17 protein-coding genes are annotated in these 18,480 nt (G+C 77.2%); 2 read left to right on the top strand and 15 right to left on the bottom strand.

What is annotated here, in order from left to right; genetic code table 11:
* Positions 1-15: 15 nt before the first annotated feature.
* The 7 genes from ACI8AB_RS04960 to ald form a co-directional block, all read right to left on the bottom strand.
* Positions 16-882, bottom strand: coding sequence for a pseudouridine synthase (locus ACI8AB_RS04960; protein ID WP_456949169.1), 867 nt, complete (start codon positions 880-882; stop codon positions 16-18).
* Positions 883-936: 54 nt separating this feature from the next.
* Complete coding sequence (gene scpB / locus ACI8AB_RS04955) at positions 937-1,791, bottom strand: SMC-Scp complex subunit ScpB (protein ID WP_456949168.1); 855 nt, start codon at positions 1,789-1,791, stop codon at positions 937-939.
* Positions 1,788-2,633: a segregation and condensation protein A gene (locus ACI8AB_RS04950; RefSeq protein WP_456949167.1), complete on the bottom strand. Its 846-nt coding sequence runs from the start codon at positions 2,631-2,633 to the stop codon at positions 1,788-1,790. Before ACI8AB_RS04950 ends, scpB begins: the two co-directional genes overlap by 4 nt.
* Before the next feature lie 82 nt (positions 2,634-2,715).
* On the bottom strand, positions 2,716-3,210 hold the full coding sequence (locus ACI8AB_RS04945; RefSeq protein ID WP_387988051.1) for a hypothetical protein: 495 nt from the start codon (positions 3,208-3,210) through the stop codon (positions 2,716-2,718).
* Positions 3,207-4,112, bottom strand: a complete 906-nt coding sequence (locus tag ACI8AB_RS04940) for a ParA family protein (protein ID WP_456902382.1) — start codon at positions 4,110-4,112, stop codon at positions 3,207-3,209. The genes ACI8AB_RS04945 and ACI8AB_RS04940 overlap by 4 nt, the downstream gene beginning before the upstream one ends.
* Before the next feature lie 199 nt (positions 4,113-4,311).
* Complete coding sequence (locus ACI8AB_RS04935; protein WP_387988050.1) at positions 4,312-5,229, bottom strand: site-specific tyrosine recombinase XerD; 918 nt, start codon at positions 5,227-5,229, stop codon at positions 4,312-4,314.
* Positions 5,230-5,345: 116 nt separating this feature from the next.
* Positions 5,346-6,461, bottom strand: a complete 1,116-nt coding sequence (gene ald / locus ACI8AB_RS04930) for an alanine dehydrogenase (protein WP_456902380.1) — start codon at positions 6,459-6,461, stop codon at positions 5,346-5,348.
* Between the two features lie 180 nt (positions 6,462-6,641).
* Here ald and ACI8AB_RS04925 point away from each other — a divergent pair, with 180 nt between their 5' ends.
* Complete coding sequence (locus ACI8AB_RS04925) at positions 6,642-7,295, top strand: hypothetical protein (protein ID WP_456949166.1); 654 nt, start codon at positions 6,642-6,644, stop codon at positions 7,293-7,295.
* A 48-nt stretch (positions 7,296-7,343) separates the two neighbouring features.
* A complete protein-coding gene (locus ACI8AB_RS04920) occupies positions 7,344-8,015 on the top strand; it encodes a hypothetical protein (RefSeq protein ID WP_456949165.1) in 672 nt (223 codons plus the stop codon).
* Positions 8,016-8,093: 78 nt separating this feature from the next.
* Here the strand turns inward: ACI8AB_RS04920 and ACI8AB_RS04915 are convergent, their stop codons facing one another.
* Genes ACI8AB_RS04915 through steA form a run of 8 tightly spaced genes read right to left on the bottom strand, consistent with a single transcriptional unit; the run spans position 8,094 to position 18,454 of the window.
* Complete coding sequence (locus ACI8AB_RS04915) at positions 8,094-8,693, bottom strand: NUDIX domain-containing protein (protein WP_456949164.1); 600 nt, start codon at positions 8,691-8,693, stop codon at positions 8,094-8,096.
* Between the two features lies 1 nt (position 8,694).
* Positions 8,695-10,431 (bottom strand): CTP synthase, encoded by a 1,737-nt coding sequence (locus tag ACI8AB_RS04910; protein ID WP_456949163.1) that lies wholly within the window; start codon positions 10,429-10,431, stop codon positions 8,695-8,697.
* Positions 10,409-12,769: a hypothetical protein gene (locus ACI8AB_RS04905; RefSeq protein WP_456949162.1), complete on the bottom strand. Its 2,361-nt coding sequence runs from the start codon at positions 12,767-12,769 to the stop codon at positions 10,409-10,411. The genes ACI8AB_RS04910 and ACI8AB_RS04905 overlap by 23 nt, the downstream gene beginning before the upstream one ends.
* Positions 12,766-13,896 carry a glycosyltransferase family 4 protein gene (locus ACI8AB_RS04900; protein WP_456949161.1) on the bottom strand — a complete coding sequence of 377 codons (1,131 nt, stop codon included), beginning with the start codon at positions 13,894-13,896 and terminating at the stop codon, positions 12,766-12,768. Before ACI8AB_RS04900 ends, ACI8AB_RS04905 begins: the two co-directional genes overlap by 4 nt.
* Positions 13,889-15,535 (bottom strand): murein biosynthesis integral membrane protein MurJ, encoded by a 1,647-nt coding sequence (gene murJ / locus ACI8AB_RS04895; protein ID WP_456949160.1) that lies wholly within the window; start codon positions 15,533-15,535, stop codon positions 13,889-13,891. Before murJ ends, ACI8AB_RS04900 begins: the two co-directional genes overlap by 8 nt.
* Complete coding sequence (locus tag ACI8AB_RS04890) at positions 15,532-16,374, bottom strand: hypothetical protein (protein WP_456949159.1); 843 nt, start codon at positions 16,372-16,374, stop codon at positions 15,532-15,534. Before ACI8AB_RS04890 ends, murJ begins: the two co-directional genes overlap by 4 nt.
* On the bottom strand, positions 16,371-17,321 hold the full coding sequence (locus ACI8AB_RS04885) for a copper transporter (protein ID WP_387994394.1): 951 nt from the start codon (positions 17,319-17,321) through the stop codon (positions 16,371-16,373). Before ACI8AB_RS04885 ends, ACI8AB_RS04890 begins: the two co-directional genes overlap by 4 nt.
* Positions 17,318-18,454, bottom strand: a complete 1,137-nt coding sequence (gene steA / locus ACI8AB_RS04880; RefSeq protein ID WP_456949158.1) for a putative cytokinetic ring protein SteA — start codon at positions 18,452-18,454, stop codon at positions 17,318-17,320. Before steA ends, ACI8AB_RS04885 begins: the two co-directional genes overlap by 4 nt.
* Positions 18,455-18,480: the final 26 nt, after the last annotated feature.

Genomic DNA, 18,480 nt, shown 5'->3' with positions numbered 1-18,480 from the left:
GGCCGGGGTCCTCCGTCAGAGCCCGACGAGCTCCTCGAGCGCGCCGACCTCCTGGCGGGTGAGCCGGCGGATCGAGCCGCTGCGCATCCGCTGCAGCGAGATCGGGCCGATCGCGGTGCGGGTGAGCCGGGACACCGGCAGGCCCACCGCATCGAGCAGCCGCCGGACGATGTGCTTGCGCCCCTCGTGCAGCACCACCTCGACGACCGACTGGCCGGCGTGGGTGTCCACGACGTGGAAGGCGTCCACCTTCACCGGGCCGTCGTCGAGCTCGATCCCGGCGCGCAGCCGGCGGTGCAGGTCGCGCGGGATCGACCCGGACACCTGCGCCAGGTAGGTCTTGCGCACCTCGTAGGAGGGGTGCGCCAGCCGGTGCGCCAGCTCGCCGTCGTTGGTGACCAGCAGCAGGCCCTCGGTGTCCTGGTCGAGCCGGCCGACGTGCACCAGCCCGGGCGCGAGGTCGCCGATCATGTCGCCGACGGTGGGCCGGTCCCGGTCGTCGCTCATCGCGGTGATGACGCCCGCCGGCTTGTTCAGCGCGTAGGTGACCCGGTCGTCGCGCAGCTCGATCCGCCGGCCGTCGACGGCGATCTTGTCGGTGTGCGGGTCGACCCGCATGCCCTGCACGGTGACGACGCGGCCGTTCACGCTGATCCGGCCGCGGTCGATCATCTCCTCGCAGACGCGGCGGGAGCCGACGCCGGCGCGGGCGAGCACCTTCTGCAGCCGCTCCCCCTCGCGCTCCTCCGGCGCGGCGGACGGCTCGCGGTCGCCGGGGTGGGCCGGGGCGAGCTCCATGTCCTCCGACCAGCCCTCACCGCCGGGTGTGCCGGGGGTCTCGTCCGGGTCGGTGTACTCGTCGCTGTGCGGTGCGGTGTCCATGTCGCGCCCAGTCTCCCACCCCCGCGGCGGGAGCCGGTCGGTGCGGGAGGACGCTCACCGGTCCGGGTCCTCCTCCCGGGCCAGCGCGGTGGGGTCGGGCAGCAGCGGCGCCAGCGGCGGGAGCTCGTCGAGGCCGGTGAGCCCGAGCCGCTCGAGGAACAGCGGCGTCGTGCCGTAGAGGCCGCCGCCGCTGTCGGGGTCGGTGCCGACCTCGGCGACCAGGCCGCGGGCGAGCAGGGTGCGCATGACGCCGTCGACGCCGACCCCGCGGATCGCCGACACCCGCGCGCGGGTGACCGGCTGCCGGTAGGCGATGACGGCGAGGGTCTCCAGCGCCGCCTGGGTCAGCCGGGTCCGCTGCCCCTCCGCGAGGTGCCGCTCGACGACGGGCGCGAACTCCTCGCGGGTGTAGAACCGCCAGCCCTCCCCCACCCGGCGCAGCGTGATGCCGGACCGGCGCGCGTCGTGGTCGGCGGCGAGGTCGGCCAGCGCGGTGCGCACCCGGGCGACCGGGCAGCGGAGCGCGCCGGCCAGCGTCGCCTCGTCGACCGGCCCGTCGGCCACGAACAGCAGCGCCTCCAGCCCGCCGCGCAGCTCCGCCGGGTCGAGCGCCACCTCCGGCTCCGGCTCGGGTGCCGGCGCCGGCTCGGGCTCGGGCATCCCCGGGAGGACCAGCGGCTCCTCGGGGACCGGCGGGACGTCGTCGTGACCCGGGGCCGGCCGCTCGGCGACGCGGGCGGCGAGCTCCGCGGCGACGGCGTCCCACACCGCGGGGTCGGCCGCGTCGGGGCGGTCGGGGTCCCGCTCGCGGGTGGCCTCGAGCTCGGCGGCCAGGGCCTCCCAGGAGATCGGGCCCCGCCCCTCCACCTCCCGCCCGTCCGGCTCCTGCTCACCCGGCCGGTCGCTCACGGCAGGTCCTCCGTCGCGACGTCGTCGGCCGGGTCCTCCGCGGCCGGGTCGGCGGGACCGGAGGGCACCGGGCCGGTCCACCGCACGTGCAGCTCCCCCAGCGGCGTCAGCTGGGTGAAGGTGACCCGCTGCTGGCGGTAGAGCTCCAGCAGGGCGAGGAAGCGGGCCACGACCTCCAGGGTCGAGCCGCACTCGGCGGTCAGCGCGCGGAAGGTGAGCGTCCCGGCGCCGATGAGCGCGGTGCGGACGGCGAGCAGCTGCTCGGCCACGCTCACCGGCGGCGCGTGCAGGTGCGAGACGCCGACGGTCGGCGGCTCCCTCGGCGTGAGCGCCTTCGCGGCGAGCGCGGCGAACCGCTCGGGGGTGACGCCGAGCAGCACCTCGGGCAGCAGCTCGGCGAACCGTGGCTCCAGCGGCGCCTCGCGGGGGTACCGGCCGGCGGCGACGGTCTCGCGCTCGCGGAGGAACGCGGCGGCCTGCTTGTAGGCGCGGTACTGCAGCAGCCGGGCGAACAGCAGGTCGCGGGCCTCGAGCAGCTCGAGGTCCTCCTCGTCCTCGATCTCGGCGGCGGGCAGCAGCCGCGCGGCCTTGAGGTCGAGCAGGGTGGAGGCGACGACGAGGAACTCGCTGGCCTGGTCGAGGTCGAGCACGTCGCCGAGCGCCCGCAGGTGGGCGATGAACTCGTCGGTGACCACCGACAGGGCGATCTCGGTGACGTCGAGCTGGTGCTTGCCGATCAGCTGCAGCAGCAGGTCGAACGGGCCCTCGAAGTTGGTGAGCCGCACGGTGAAGCGCGCCGGCTCCGCCGGGCGCTCCGCCACCGCCTGCACCTCACCGCTCACGGGGAGCAAGCGTATGCGCCCTGGCCTCCGTGCAGGGGCCCGCCGCGAGCGTGTGCGCGGCGGGGGGCACGGGGCGCCTCCGTCAGCCGCGCAGGCGGCGGACGAGCACCGAGTCCTCGCCCTGCTCCTCGAGGTCGGCGAGCAGCACCGCGATCGCCTCGCGCACGATGCGGCCGCGGTCGGCGGCCACGCCGTGCTGGGCGCGCAGCGTGAGCCGGGCGCTCTCCAGCGCCAGCAGCTCCTCGGCGGAGAGGTAGACGGTGATCTTCTCGTCGTGCCGGGTGCGGCCGTTGCCCGCCGCCCGGGCGGGCTTGCCCCGGGTGCGGGCGCCGGGGGCGGGAGCCGGCGCCGGCGCGCGGAAGGCGGCCAGCGCGTCGGCCGGCGCGCCGCCGGGGACCAGCGTGAGCGGGGCGGGCGACTCGTCGTCGGGGGCCGTCTCCGCCGCGCGGCGGGAACCCCGCAGCGCCGGGGAGCTGACCGCCGAGCTCACGCTCGGCAGCTCGGTGACCTCCGCCTGCGGCACGTCGGTGCGGCGGAACAGCTCGGCCGCGCCGGGGAGGACGGGGCGACGCGTCACAGGGCGATGACCTCCTTGGCCAGGTCGCGGTAGGCGGCCGCACCCGACGAGGTCGGCGCCCAGGTGGTGATCGGCTGGCCGGCGACGGTCGTCTCCGGGAAGCGCACGGTGCGCTGGATGACCGTCTGGAACACGGTGTCGCCGAAGGCCTCGACCACCCGGCTGAACACCTCCCGGCAGTGCACGGTCCGGGTGTCGTACATCGTGGCGAGGATCCCGGAGATCTCCAGCTCGGGGTTGAGCCGCTCGCGCACCTTGTCGATCGTGTCGACCAGCAGCGCCACGCCGCGCAGCGAGAAGAACTCGCACTCCAGCGGGATGACCACGCCGTGCGCCGCGGTCAGGGCGTTGACCGTGAGCAGGCCCAGCGACGGCTGGCAGTCGATGAGGACGTAGTCGTACTCGTCGCGGACGTCGGCCAGCTTGCGCAGCAGCGTCTGCTCGCGGGCGACCTCGCTGACCAGCTGCACCTCGGCGGCGGAGAGGTCGATGTTGCTCGGCACCAGGTCCAGGCCCGGGACGTCGGTGGGCACGCGGACGTCGGCCAGCGTGGTCCGCTGCTCCATGAGGGCGTTGTAGATCGTGCGGTCCAGCTGCTGGGAGGGGACACCCAGGCCGACCGACAGCGCGCCCTGCGGGTCCAGGTCGACCAGCAGCACCTTGCGGCCGTACTCGACCAGCGCGGCACCCAGGTTGATCGTCGACGTCGTCTTGCCGACGCCGCCCTTCTGGTTGCACATCGCGATGACCCGCGCCGGGCCGTGCTGGGTCAGCGGCGGCGGCTCGGGCAGCTTGCGCTGCCGCGCGCGGGCGGGGTCCAGCTTCGAGGCGGCCGCACCCATCTCCCCGCCGTCGGCCGGGAGTGCGAGGGCCTGCCCGGCCACGTCCCCTCGGATCGCCATGAGTGCCACTCCTCCGTGCTCCCCGGCGGAGCCGGCCGCGGTCTCGGCCGGCCCGGTCCGCTCGGGTCCTCTCCGACGGTAGGGAGATCACCACGAACGATCCACGGGACACGCCGGTTGCTGGCGGATGTCGCCCAGGTTCCGGAGTACCGGCGGGTAGCCGTGGGCAGGACCTGCCAGACGGGCGCCACCGCCCTCGTCAGGACAGGGCCCTCGGGTGGCTGCTGGCGTACACCTCGCGCAGCTTGTCGACGGTGACCAGGGTGTAGACCTGGGTCGTCGTCACCGACGCGTGGCCGAGCAGCTCCTGCACGACGCGGACGTCGGCGCCGCCGTCGAGCAGGTGGGTGGCGAACGAGTGCCGCAGCGTGTGTGGCGAGACGTGGTCGGGGTCCAGCCCGGCCCGCTCGGCCGCCGACCGCAGGATCGCCCAGGCGCTCTGCCGCGACAGCGGCCCGCCGCGGGCGTTGAGGAACAGCCGCCCGCCCCGGACGCCGCCCCTCCCCGCCGCGGCCAGCGCCGGGCGGGCGCGCACCAGGTAGTCCTCGACGGCGCGCAGCGCGTAGCTGCCCACCGGGACGATCCGCTCCTTGCCGCCCTTGCCGGCCAGCCGCACCACGGCCTGGCCGCGGTCGAGGTCGTCGACGGCGAGGCCGACCGCCTCGGAGATGCGCGCGCCGGTGCCGTAGAGCACCTCGAGCAGCGCCCGGTCGCGCAGCCCGCGCGGGCCCTCGACCGACCCCGCGGCCTCGATCAGCGCCACCACCGCCTCGACCGGGATCGCCTTGGGCAGCCGCCGCGCCGGCGCGGGCGGGCGGACCTCCGCGGCGACGTCGCCGGGCACCAGCCCGTCGAGCAGCGCGAAGCGGTGCAGCCCGCGGACGGCGACGACGGCGCGCGCGGCCGAGGTGGCCGACAGCGGCGGGTGCTCGTCGTCGCCGGCCCGCAGCGCCGCGAGGAACCCGGAGACGTCGCTCTCCGCGACCTCCCCCAGGCCCCGCACCCCGGCGTCGGCGAGGAACCGCGCGTACCGGCGCAGGTCGCGCCGGTAGGAGGCGATCGTGTTGGCGGCCAGGCCGCGCTCGACGGCGAGGTGGTCGAGGTAGCCGCCGACCACCCGCTCGACGTCGGGACCGGCACCCGGCGTCGTCGTCGGGCCCCGCCCCCCGGCCCGGCCCTGCGCGCCGGTCCGCTCCTCGCTCGTCCCCCGCTGCGGCGCTCCCGTCGCTGTCGTCAGGACAGGACCTCCTCCCAGGGCACGGCGGTCATCCCGTGCGCCTCGGCCACCTCGGACAGGGTCACCTGCCCGGCGACGACGTTGACGCCGTGCGCCAGCGCCGGGTCCGCGGCGACGGCCGCCCGCGTCCCCTGCTCGGCCAGGGCCATGACGTAGGGCAGCGTCACGTTGGTGAGCGCGTGCGTGGAGGTGTTCGGGACGGCGCCGGGCATGTTCGCCACGCAGTAGAACACCGACTCGTGCACCCGGAAGGTCGGGTCGTCGTGTGTCGTGGGACGGGAGTCCTCGAAGCACCCGCCCTGGTCGACGGCGATGTCGACGAGCACCGACCCCGGCTTCATCCGGCTGACCAGCTCGTTGCTCACCAGCGTGGGCGCCTTGGCGCCGGGGACCAGCACCGCGCCGATCACCAGGTCGGCGTCGAGGACGGCACGCTCGACCTCGTAGGCGTTGGAGGTCACCGTCTGCAGGTGGCCGCGGTAGACCCGGTCGGCCGCGCGCAGCTTGTCGACGTCGCGGTCGAGGACGACGACCTCGGCCTGCATGCCCAGGGCGATGGTCGCGGCGTTCATGCCCGACACCCCGGCGCCGATGACGACGACCTTGGCCGCGTAGACGCCCGACACCCCGCCGAGCAGGACCCCGCGGCCGCCGTGCGCGCGCTCGAGGCTGTGCGCGCCGACCTGCGGCGCCATCCGCCCGGCGACCTCGCTCATCGGCGCGAGCAGCGGCAGCGCGCCGCCGGCCGTCTGCACGGTCTCGTAGGCGATCGCGGTGGTGCCGGAGGCGACCAGGGCCTCGGTGCACGCCCGCGAGGCGGCCAGGTGGAGGTAGGTGAACAGCGTCTGCCCGGCGCGCAGCCGCCCGTACTCCTCCTCGACCGGCTCCTTGACCTTGAGCAGCAGGTCGGCGTCGGCCCACACGTCGTCGGCGCTCGCGACGATCCGCGCGCCGGCGGCGGTGTAGTCGGCGTCGGGGATGGAGCTGCCCTCCCCCGCGCCCTGCTCGACGAGCACCGTGTGCCCGGCCCGGGTCAGCTCCGTGACCCCGGCCGGGGTCAACGCCACCCGGTACTCCCTGTTCTTGACCTCGCGGGGCACACCGACGCGCATGACCACTCCTGGATGTTCGACCGGGCCGAGGTCGTCGGCCCGCGCCTGCCGTCCGCTCCCGGGTGAGGGAGCTCACTCCGGACCCTAGAGCCTGGCCGCTCCCGCGCTGCCGGGACCGCGCGCAGCGCCGACGATGGCGGAGGCCGGAACGCGTCACCGAACCCCCGGGAGGACCCGCTGATGCGCCTGTACGCCGCCCGACCCGACGCCCGCCTGCGCCAGGCGGCGGCCGACGCCGGACTGCTGGCCTGGGCCGTGCTGTGGGTGCTGGTGGCGCGCGCGGTGCACGGGGCGGTGCTGGCGCTGGCCGCGCCCGGCCGGGCGGTGGAGGACCTCGGGACGTCGGTCGCCGACAGCATGGGCTCGGCCGCCGACGCCGCGCAGGACGTGCCGGTGGTCGGCGACGAGCTGTCCTCCCCGTTCGACGCGCTCGGCGACGCCGCGGGCTCCGTGCGGGGCGCCGGGCAGGCGGCGCAGGACGCCGTCGGCACGCTCGCGCTGCTCCTCGCCGTCGTCCTGGTGGTGCTGCCGGTGGGCTGGCTGCTGCTGCGCTGGCTGCCGTGGCGGCTGCGCTGGGTGCAGGACGCGACGGCGGTGGAGCGGCTGGCCGGCGGCCCCGACCCGGACCTGCACCTACTCGCCGCCCGCGCCGTCGCCACCGCTCCGCTCCCCCGGCTGGCCGCGCTGCCGCCGGGAACCGGCGCGGCCTGGCGGGCCGGCGACCCCGCCGCGGTGCGGGCGCTGGCCGCGCTGGAGGCCGGGCGGCTGGGGCTGCGGCTGCCCGTCCCGGACGCGGCGGGCTCCGGCGCCACCGCGCCGCCGCTCTCGGGTTGAGGACGCGGCCACCGGTGCCGATGTCACCTCCCGAGCCGGGAGGTGACCGTGGGACGAGCGAGACGGCGGCGGGGCCCGTCAGCCGGCGGGATCGCCGGGCGGGTGGCCGCCGTGGCGGCGGTGGGGCTGGTCGTGCTGTCGGCACCGGCCACGGACCTCGCCGCGCAGGTGACCGCGTCCTGGGCGCCGTTCCGCGACGCGGGCACCGCCGACGGCCCGGAGCCCGCCCGCGTGGCCGACGCGCCGCAGCCGGTCGCGGCGGCGCCCGGGCCGGTGGTCGACGCCCCGGTGCTCGCGCTGCCGGTGCCGCGCCGGCTGCACGTCGAGGTGCCGAGCCCGCTGGTCCCGCGCGGCGAGCCGCTGCAGACCACGCCGCCGCCCGCGCAGTGCGGCGGCTACGGCAGCCTGCGCCAGGTGCCGCCGGGCGTCGTCCCGGGGGTGGGGTCGGCGACGGTGAGCTGGCAGGCCGACGGCCGGGAGTCGGTGCAGGGCTACCGGGTGACGGCGGTCAGCCAGCAGCTGGTCCCCGGCCCGCAGCCGGCGCCGCCGCAGGTGACCGTCGGGCAGCGCGGCGACTGCGGCGAGGTGACCGCGGGCGTCGGCGGGCTGACCAGCGGCGTCCCCTACGTCTTCTGGCTCGAGGAGCTCGTCCTCGACGCCGGCACTCAGGTCACCGAGTACGAGCAGGTCGGCTGGTCCAGCCCCGTCGTCATCGGCTGACGCGGCGAGATCGGCGACGTCGTGGCGATCAGCGCCTGACGGCCACGAGATCGCCGATCCCGGTGCGGGCGGGGGCCGTCAGGTGGCGTCGACGGGGCGCAGGCGCGGGCCGGCGGCGCGGTGCTGGGCGGCGGCGAGCAGGCCGATGACGGCGGCGGCGTTGCGGATCCGCCCGTCGAACACCCACTGCACGGCGTCGTCCAGCGGCACCCGCTCGACGGTCATGTCGAGCTCCTCGTGCTCCACGGTGAAGCCCACGGGCCGGTCGACGTCGGACAGGCCCTCGGCGAGGTAGACCAGCACCAGCTCGTCGCAGAAGCCCGGGGTGCTGAAGCTCGTGGTGAGCAGCGACCACCGCTCGGCGGCCATGCGCACCTCCTCGGCCAGCTCCCGCTTCGCGGTCTCCAGCGGCGGCTCGCCGTCGGCGTCGCGCAGGCCGGCGGGCAGCTCCCACAGGTAGCCGCCGACCGGGTGCCGGTACTGCCGCAGCAGCACCACCTGCCCGTCGTCGCCCAGCGCGACGACGGCGACCGCGCCCGGGTGGCGGACCACCTCGCGCACGCTGTCGCCGCCGCCGGGCATGGCGACGGTGTCCTTGACCAGCGAGATGACCCGCCCCTCGTAGACCGTCTCGCTGTCGAGGACGCGGTAGTCGCCGTCGGCGGCCGGCTCGGTCACCTCAGATCCCGACCTTCTCCGCCTCGACCTCCACCGGCACCGGCAGCCGGGCGGACTCGGCGCGGTCGATGGCCGCGTCGACGAACGCCGCGAACAGCGGGTGCGGGCGGGTGGGCCGGCTCTTGAGCTCCGGGTGGGCCTGGGTGCCGACGAAGAACGGGTGCACCTCGCGCGGCAGCTCGGCGAACTCGACCAGCAGGCCGTCGGGCGAGGTGCCGCTGAACACCAGGCCGGCGTCGGAGAGCCGGTCGCGGTAGGCGTTGGCCACCTCGTAGCGGTGCCGGTGCCGCTCGGTGATCTCGGTCGAGCCGTAGGCGGCCGCGGCCTGCGAGCCCTTGAGCAGGTGCGCCGGGTAGCTGCCCAGCCGCATGGTGCCGCCCAGCCCGCGCTCGCCGGCGATGACGTCGACCTGGCTGGCCATGGTGGCGATGACCGCGTCGGGGGTGTCGGGGTCGAACTCGGCGGAGTTGGCCTGCTCGAGCCCGGCCACGTTGCGGGCGTACTCGATGACCATGCACTGCAGGCCCAGGCACAGCCCCAGGGTCGGGATGCCGTTGGTGCGGGTGTAGCGGATCGCGCCGAGCTTGCCCTCGATGCCGCGGACGCCGAAGCCGCCGGGGACGCACACGCCGTCGACGTCGGACAGCGCGGCCGCCGCCCCCTCGGGGGTCTGGCAGTCGTCGGAGGGCACCCAGCGGATCTGCACCCGGGCGCGGTGGGCGAACCCGCCCGCGCGCAGCGCCTCGCTGACCGACAGGTAGGCGTCGGGCAGGTCGACGTACTTGCCGACCAGCGCGATCGTCACCGTCTGCTTCGGGCGGTGCACCCGCTCGAGCAGGTCACCCCACACGGTCCAGTCGACGTCGCGGAAGGGCAGGCCCAGCCGGCGGACGACGTAGGCGTCCAGGCCCTCGCGGTGCAGCACCTTGGGGATGTCGTAGATCGACGGCGCGTCGGGGCAGGAGATCACGCCCTCGGCGTCGACGTCGCACATCAGGCTGATCTTGCGCTTGAGGCCGGTGCCGATCTCGCGGTCGGCGCGGCAGACCACCGCGTCGGGCTGGATGCCGATGTTGCGCAGCGCGGCGACCGAGTGCTGCGTCGGCTTGGTCTTCAGCTCGCCCGACGGCGCGATGTAGGGCACCAGCGAGATGTGCAGGAAGAAGCAGTTGTCCCGGCCGATCTCGTGGCGCACCTGCCGGGCGGCCTCGAGGAAGGGCAACGACTCGATGTCGCCGACGGTGCCGCCGATCTCGGTGATGACGACGTCCACGCCCTCGTCGTGCTCCGTGCCAGACTCCGCGGCGGCGAGGATGCGGGACTTGATCTCGTTGGTGATGTGCGGGATGACCTGCACGGTGTCACCGAGGTACTCCCCGCGCCGCTCCTTGGCGATCACGTCGGAGTAGACCTGCCCGGTGGTGACGTTCGAGCGCCGGCCGAGGTCGGTGTCGAGGAACCGCTCGTAGTGGCCGACGTCGAGGTCGGTCTCGGCGCCGTCCTCGGTGACGAAGACCTCGCCGTGCTGGAACGGGTTCATCGTCCCGGGGTCCACGTTGAGGTACGGGTCCAGCTTCTGCATGGTCACCCGCAGGCCGCGGGCGGACAGCAGAGCGCCGAGGGAACTGGCCGTCAGGCCCTTGCCGAGAGAGGAGACAACTCCACCGGTGACGAAGACGAACTTCGTCGGCTGGGAGTTGTGGAGGAGCCCGCGATCACGCATTCCAGGTCGACCCACGGGAACCCACCGTAACACGGTCCGGGTCCTCGTCCCGGCTGTCCGCGGGCACGCCCCGCCGGCCCGGCGCGGTCGTGGCCAGCGTCACCAGCAGCGGCACGAGCAGCGCGGCGGCGGTCGCGGGCAGCGCGACGCCGGAGTCGTTGACCGCGGCGCCCAGGGCCAGGCCCATCGCCGCGGCGACCAGCCCGGCGCGCAGCACGGCGGCGTCGGCCGGGCGCAGGCCCGAGCCGCCGTCGCGGAGCAGGCCGGGACCGCGCAGCAGCGCGGGCCGGCGGCCACGCACCAGCCAGACGGCGGCCACGAGCGCCACCGGCAGCATCCAGGCCAGCGCGCTGCCGAGCAGGATGCCGGCGTTGGCCGAGGCCTTCCGGCTCACCACCGTCCACGCCTCACCGGTGAGCAGCTGCTCGACGAACCGGCCGAGGTGGCTGCGCTCGGCGGCCGGCCGCAGCCAGTCCAGGAACGCCAGCGTGCCGACGGCGACCACCCCGGCGCCGAGCACCGCGGCCAGCCGCACCGCGGTCACCCGCACGCCGGTGAGCAGCATCGCCAGCAGCAGGAAGCCGGGCAGCACCGCGAGCACGCCGCCGAAGTCGCGGCCGAGCCCCGGCGCGCCGACCAGCACCACGGTGGCCAGCCCGGCGCCCAGGACCACGGCGCCGGTGACCCGCCGCGCCCGCCGCCCGCCGTCGTCCCGCCCGGCGCGGCGGCCGGCCGCGGTGGCGACGACGGCGGTGCCGACCAGCGCGGCCGCCGCCAGCAGGCCGGAGGTGAGGTTGCCGTAGCCGGTGAACCGCCCGGCGACGATCGCGTCGTAGCCGAGCAGCCCGTCCAGCTCCAGCGACGAGCCGGTGAGCACGTCGGCGACCAGCGTGCCGACGGTGACCGCGAGGACGGCCAGCGGCGGCCCGCCCCGGCGGCGGCGCCACGGCCCCAGGACGGCGACCGCGACCACCGCGGCGTCGGCCACCAGCAGCGCCCCGGCCAGCGCCCACCGCGGCGAGCCGGCGCGCTCCCAGGGCAGCAGCCCGGCCAGGTAGGTGGCCACCGGCAGCGCCGCGGCCGCCAGGGCCGCGAGCTCCAGCACCGGCCGCAGCCGGGCGCGCGGCCGCGCGCCGCGGGTGAGGCCGAGCACCAGCACGCCGAGGACGACGACGGCGGCCTGCACCGCCACCAGCGCCGTGAAGAACGTGCCGGTGCTGCGGTGGTGGGTGACCGCGGCGGTGTTGGCCCGCTCCAGCTCCGCGACCGCCTCCGCGGTGGCCGGACGGCCCCCGGCCACGGTGAGCGGCTGGCCGTTGACCGACGCCGGCTGCTCGAGGTCCAGCGCGCGCAGCACCGTCGGGGCGACGTCGATGAGCTGGGTGAACGGCGCCCGGCCGGTGCTGGCCGACGTCAGCCACCCCGGTCCGGGGAACCCGGGGCCCGAGGCGATGCCCACGTGCAGCTGCGGGCGGCCGTCGTTGACCTCCGAGACGCCCTGCACCAGCAGCAGCGTCTCGCCGGGCAGCGTGTCCACGGCGGCGCGCAGCCGGGCCACCTGCTCGTCGACGGCGGCCAGCGCGGCCTCGCGGGAGACCGGGTCGGTGCCGGTCTCGCTGCCCTCGGGCGCGGGGACGCCGGCGTCGACCAGGCCGTCGAGGGAGACCAGCGTGAGCGGGCAGGGCTCCAGCAGCGCGGCCAGCGCCGCCGGGTCGGCCGGCAGCGCGTCCTCGCGGGTCAGCCCGACCCCGGGCGCGGCCACGGCCAGCGCCGCCGCCCGGCCGACGACCGTCGCGCAGCCGACCGCGGCGCCGAGGGCCCCCGGCTCGGCGCCGAAGCGGGCGCTGGCGTCGTCCTCGGCGACCGCGCGGACGGCGCTGAGCGGATCGGCCAGCCCCGCCTCCGCCAGCCGCTCCTGCAGTCCGCAGTGCGACAGCTCGGGGCTGGCCGGCGGCCCGGCCGGCACGGGCTCCTGCGAGGGGGCCGCGCCGGACCCGCCGGGGGCGTCCGGTGTCTCCCCCGGCAGCGGCACGGTGGGCAGCGGGACCATCGGCAGCATCTCGTCCGGCGCCGGGAAGCGGGCCCGGTTGCCCGCGCCGAGGGTGGCCCAGCCGTCGAGCAGGCAGGTGGTGGAGCGGGCCGCGCGCACCGACACCGCCCCGACCGGCGAGGTGTCGGCCAGCTCCCACAGGGCCGGCGTCCGCCCGGGGTCGACGTCGTCCCACACCAGCCCGGGCACGCCGACGACGAGCACCCGGTCGGCGCGCCGGCCGTCGTCCGCCGCCGCCGATCCGGGCAGCCCGAGGGCGAGCAGCGCCAGCAGCACGGACAGCAGGACGGCGGCGCGCCTCACCGCGGGGGCCCCAGCAGCTCGCGGTAGACGGCGACCAGGGTGCGGGCGGTGGCGGCCTCGTCCGGCCAGCCCGCCGCCCGCGCCCGCCCGGCCTCGGCCAGCGCGGCGGCGCGGGCGGGGTCGGCCAGCAGGTCGGCGACCGCGCCGGCCAGCGCGGCGGCGTCGCCGGCGGGCACGAGCAGCGCGCCGTCGCCGAGCAGCTCGGGCAGCCCGCCGGTGCGGGTGGCGACCAGCGGCGTGCCGGCCCGCAGCGCCTCCTGGGCGGTGAGCGAGCGCGCCTCCCAGCGGGAGGGCAGCACGACCAGGTCGGCGGCCGCCAGCAGGTCGGCGACGTCGTCGCGGCGGCCGAGCAGGGTCACCGGCAGCCGCTGCGCGGCGATCCGGGCGGACAGCTCGGCCTCCAGCGGCCCGTCACCGGCGATCGCGACCAGCGGCGCGCGGTCCCCGGCCGCTCCACGGGCCAGGGCCGCGGCGGCGTCGAGGAGGACGTCGTAGCCCTTCTGCGGGTGCAGCCGCCCGACGGCGAGCACCAGCGGGCGGCCGTCGGCCAGCCCCAGGCCGGCGCGGACCTCGTCGCGGGACCGGCGGGCCGGCGGCAGCGCGGGCGCCGACACCGGCGCCACCCGGACGTCGCGGGCGCCGAGGCGGCGGGCGTTGTCGGCGAGGTCACCGGAGGCGGCCAGCACGACGTCGGCGGCGCGGACGGTGGCCCGCTCGGCGGCGGCCAGCACCCGGCGGAGCGGGCCGGAGCGCTCGGGCAGCGCGTTGTGCAGGGTGACCACCAGCGGGCGGCGGGTGCCGCCGCGCACCGCGGCGGCGGCGACCAGGCCGGCGCGCAGCCCGTGGGCGTGCACGAGGTCGGCCCCGGCGGCGGCGGGGCGCAACGCGAGCACCGCGCGGGTGTCGGCGAGCGGGTCGAGCCCGGCGGAGATCTCCACCGGGGTGAAGCCGGCCGCGGCGGAGAAGCCGAACAGCGCGTCGGTGGCCGCGGGCCCGCAGACGGTGACCCCGGCGCCGGCGCCGGCCAGCGCGGGCAGCACCGAGCGCAGGTGGGTGCCGACGCCGCCGGTGCTGGTGGCGAGCACCTCGGCCACCCGGCGGCCGGCCAGCGGTCGGGCCTCAGCCACCGTGCACCTCCGTCCCCCCGGGCGTCCGCAGCGCGCGCACCGCCGCGGTCAGGGGGCGGCGCGCCGTCCCCATCATGACCGCCGCCGCCACGGCGGTCACGGTCGCCGCCGCCAGCAGCCCCGCCCCCGCCGTCGCGAGCAGCGAGCCGCCGGGCACCGGGTCGGCGCCCAGTGCGCGGGCGACCGCGAGGCCCGCGACCGCGCCCGCCCCGGCGGCGAGCAGCGCGGGCAGCCCCAGGCGGGCCAGCCCGGCCAGCCCCGTGGGCCCCGCCGTCCGCGCCGTGACGACGAGCAGGCCGAGGCCCGCGGCGGTCACCCCGACGCTGTGCCCGGCGGCCAGCGCCAGCGCCCGGTCCGCGACCGGCAGCGCGGCGGACAGGACGACGTCGGCGGCCACGGCGAGCAGCCACCCGCCGAGCACGCACGCCGTCGGCGCCCTCCACAGCCCGCGGGCGTAGAGCGCCCGGGTGAGGACGGCGACCAGGCCGTAGCCGACCAGGCCCGGGGCGAAGGCGACGACGGCGTCGCGCAGCGCGGCGACCCGGTCGGCCTCCCCGTCGACGAGGAACACCCGCGCCATCGGCCCGGCGACGGCGGCCAGCACCGCGGCGGCCCCGGCGCTGGCGGCCACGACCAGCGCGGTGACCGGCGCCAGCGCGCGGCGGTAGCCGGGCAGGTCCCCGACCGCGGCGCGCTCGGCCATGAGCGGGTAGGCGGAGGTGGCCAGCGGCACCGCGACCGCCGCCCACGGCACGAGGAACAGCGTGAGCCCGGCGGTGTAGGCGACCTGGGTGCCGTCGGGCCCGTCGCCGGCCAGTCGGATGGCGACCGCGGCCACCAGCTGCTGCCCGGCGAGGGTGAGCACCCCGGCGACCGCCAGCCGGCGCACCTGCGGCGCCGCGCCCACCGGGAACCGCAGCGCGGGCCGCAGCCCCAGGTGCAGCCCCCGCACCGGCAGCAGCACCGCCAGGGCCAGGGCCAGCACGCCGAGCGTCGTCCCGACGCCGAGGACCAGCTCGCCCGTCGTCGTCAGGTCCCGGACCTCCCGGCCGCCGCCGGTCCACGCGAAGGCGGCGTACGCGGCGGCGACGACGACGCTGGACAGCAGCGGCGCCAGGGCCGGCCAGGCGAAGCGGCGGTGGGCCTGCAGCACGCCGGTGGCGACGACGGCGAGGCCGTAGAGCACCACCTGCGGCGCGAACACGACGAGGAAGCGGGCGGCCAGGTCGACCTCGGCGGGCGTGCCGCCGCCGAGCAGCAGTTCGGCGACCGGGTGCGCGAGGACGGCGAGCAGCGCGGCCAGCGGCGCGAGCACCAGCAGCGTCCAGCCCAGCAGCGCCGAGGCGGTCCGGCGGACCTGCTCGCGATCCCCGGCGGCGATGCCGGCGGCCAGCATCGGCACGACGAGGGAGGCCAGCGCCCCGCCCGCCACCACCTCGAAGACGATGTTCGGGACGGTGTTGGCCGCGGTGTAGGTGTCGCCGGTGCTGTCCGCGCCGACGGCGTTGGTGAAGACCAGCGTGCGCCCGAAGCCGGCGAGGCGGGCCAGCACGGTGAGGACGGCGATCAGCGCGGCGGCGCCGGCGACCCCCTGTGCGACGCGGCGGCCGGGCGGGCGCACCGCCGGTCCCGCGCTCACGCCGGGCGGCGGCCGAGCCGGTCGAGCTCCCGCAGGCCCGGCGTGGCCTCGATGACCCGGGTGAAGCTGACCCGCTCGCTGGCGAGGGTGAGCGCGGTGACCGCGGCCAGCAGGCCCGCGCGCGCCGGGCGCGAGGGGACGGTGGCGGCCCGCAGTCCGAGCACCGCGCCGAGGGCGTTGGCGCCGGCGTCGCCGAGCATCACCCGCTCGCCGAGGTCGGCGGGCAGCACCGCCAGCGCGGCGCCGAGCGGGCCGGCGGCCAGGCCGCCGGCCGGGCCGCGCAGGCCCGCCGCGGCGGCGAGCGCGCCGGCCTTGGCCGCGCGGCCGGGGCGCAGGTCGAGCAGGTTGACCAGGTTGGCGGTGCCGGCGACCAGGCCGGTGGCGAGGACGGCGTCGGCGATCCCCCGCTCGCCTCGGGCCCCACGCGCGCGCGCCGAGAGCAGCGCCGCGACCGCGGCGGCCGCGCCGATCCCGGCGACCTTGACCGCGCCGGCCGACACCCGGCCGGCCCGCAGCGCGGCGAGGTGCCCGGCGAGGCCCTTGTCCCGCGCCTGCTCGGGGCGGGCGCCGGCGAGGTCGTCGTAGCCGCCGACCAGCCCGGACACCGCCCCGGCGACGGCGGCGGCGGCGCGGGTGCCGGCCGGGGCGCCGAGCACGGCGCCGGCGGTGGCGGCCGCGGCCAGCGCCGGCCCGCCGAGCAGGGTCACCGGCCGCCCGGCGTAGTTGGTGCGCCGCCACGGGGCGCCGGCGGGGCGGGCGTCGAGCGCGGCCGCGGCGGCGAGACCCGCCCGGGCGGCGGCCGCGCCGGCGGCGGCGAGCAGGAACCGGCGGCCGGTCACGGGGTGGTGGCGGGCACCGGCGGGACCGGCTGGGTGTCCTCCCCGGTGCCGTACTTGCCGGAGGTGCCCTCGCGCTCGCGGCCCAGCGCCAGCACGGTGCTGATCTGGCCCGAGGGGCTGGTCACGTTGTCCACCGAGGAGACCGCCGCGGAGACCGCGGGGTCGGCGCGCACGACGCCCACCAGGCCGGTCTCCCCCGCCGAGTCGGCGTCGCCGGCCACGACCGCGCCCGAGCCCTCGGCGTCGAGGGCGGTGACCAGGTCCAGCAGCACGTCGTTGCGGTCGGCGGCGTCCTCGCCGGTCGGCGCCCCGGCGGTGAGCACCACGGCGAAGTCGGCCGGGGTGACCGACGCGGAGTCCTGGGAGAGGACCTCCAGCGCCGACAGCCCGGCCAGCACGGTGGACACCGCGGCGGTGTCGGGGGCCGGGGTGCCGTCGGCCGGGACCATGAGGACCTGGGCGAGCAGCGCGCCGACCAGCTGGCCGGTGTCGTCGGTCTCGGGCAGCACGACGCCGGCCGGGCGGCCGGGGCCGGTCACGTAGCTCTGCAGGCCCGCCTCGCTGGCCGGGTCGCTGTACTCCGGCGCGAGCGAGACCTGCCCGGAGATCGTCCCGCCGGCCTCGGTGACCAGCGCGGTGACCTCCTCGACGGTGTCGGTGGTGACCTCCTCGGAGGCCTGCACCAGCAGCACGCTGCGGCCGGTCAGCGCGCCCTGCACCAGGGCCGGGGCGACGGCGGACTCGAAGGCCTGGCTGCTGTCGACCTGCGTCTGCAGGTCCTGGGTGGTGTCCTCCAGCGCGCGCTTGTCGTCCTGCAGCGAGGTGACCTGGCCCTGCAGGTTGTCCAGCAGCGGGCCCGACAGCTGGGTCGCGCCGATCACCAGCCCCAGGGCGATCGCGAGGAACACCGCGATCAGGGAGACCAGGTGGTACCGGAAGTCGATCACGAGAAGAGGTTCTCCAACCAGAACACGAAGCTGTCCCACTGGTCGACCAGCAGGTCGAAGTAGATCCGCCCGGCGGTGGTGACGGCCAGGGCGGCGACGATGGCGACCAGCGCGGCGAGCACGAGCACGACCAGCGCGGCGGTCGAGATGCGGCTGCGGTAGAGCCGGCTCACGCCCTTGGCGTCGACCAGCTTGCCGCCCAGCCGCAGCCGGGTGAGGAAGGTCGAGGCCATGCCGCCGCGGCCCTTGTCGAGGAACTCCACCAGCGTGGCGTGCGTGCCGACGGCCACGATGAGCTTGGCGCCCTTCTCGTCGGCCAGCAGCATCGCGATGTCCTCGCTGGTCGCCGCGGCCGGGAAGGTGATCGCGTCGACGCCGAGGTCCTGCACCCGCTTGAGGCCGGGGGCGCGGCCGTCGACGTAGGCGTGCACGACGACCTCGGCGCCGCTCTTGAGGACGTGGTCGCTGACCGAGTCCATGTCGCCGATGATCATGTCCGGCGAGTAGCCGGCCTCGATGAGCGCGTCCGCGCCGCCGTCGACGCCGATGAGGACCGGCCGGTAGTCCCGGATGTAGGACCGCAGCGCCTGCAGGTCCTCCTTGTAGTCGTAGCCGCGGACGACGACGAGCACGTGCCGGCCGTCGATGGCCGTCTGCACGTCGGGCACGCCGACGCCGTCGAGCAGCAGCGCGCGCTCGCGCTTCATGTACTCCATCGTGTTGGTGGCGAACGCCTCCAACTGCGTGGACAGCCCGGCCTTGGCCTCGGCCATCGCGGTCGCGACGGTCTCCGGCGTCTGCTCGGTGCCCTTCGCGACGGCCGTGCCGTCGGGGCCGTAGAGCGTGTCGCCCTCGACGCGGACCTGCGCGCCCTCCTTGAGCGCGGCGAACACGTCCTTGCCGACGCCGTCGACGAGGGGGATGCCGGCCGCGGTGATGATCTCCGGGCCGAGGTTCGGGTAGCGCCCGGAGATGCTGGGGGCGGCGTTGACGACGGCGCCGACCCGGGCGGCGACGAGGGAGTCGGCGCTGACCCGGTCGATGTCCACGTGGTCGATGACGGCGATGTCGCCGGGCCGCAGGCGCTTGGTGAGGTTCTTCGTGCGACGGTCCAGCCGGACGGTGCCGCTCACCCCGGGTGCCGCCTCCTGGGCCCGGC

Source organism: Geodermatophilus sp. SYSU D00698 (assembly GCF_054050335.1).
The sequence above is the reverse complement of the archived record's forward strand: the minus strand, read 5'-3'. Positions and strand labels throughout refer to the sequence as shown.

Coding starts and splice junctions, on each gene's coding strand:
- ACI8AB_RS04940 (WP_456902382.1), bottom strand. CDS start 4,112: ATGGCGATCCGAGGGGACGTGGCCGGGCAGGCCCTCGCACTCCCGGCC.
- ald (WP_456902380.1), bottom strand. CDS start 6,461: ATGCGCGTCGGTGTGCCCCGCGAGGTCAAGAACAGGGAGTACCGGGTG.
- ACI8AB_RS04925 (WP_456949166.1), top strand. CDS start 6,642: ATGCGCCTGTACGCCGCCCGACCCGACGCCCGCCTGCGCCAGGCGGCG.
- ACI8AB_RS04960 (WP_456949169.1), bottom strand. CDS start 882: ATGGACACCGCACCGCACAGCGACGAGTACACCGACCCGGACGAGACC.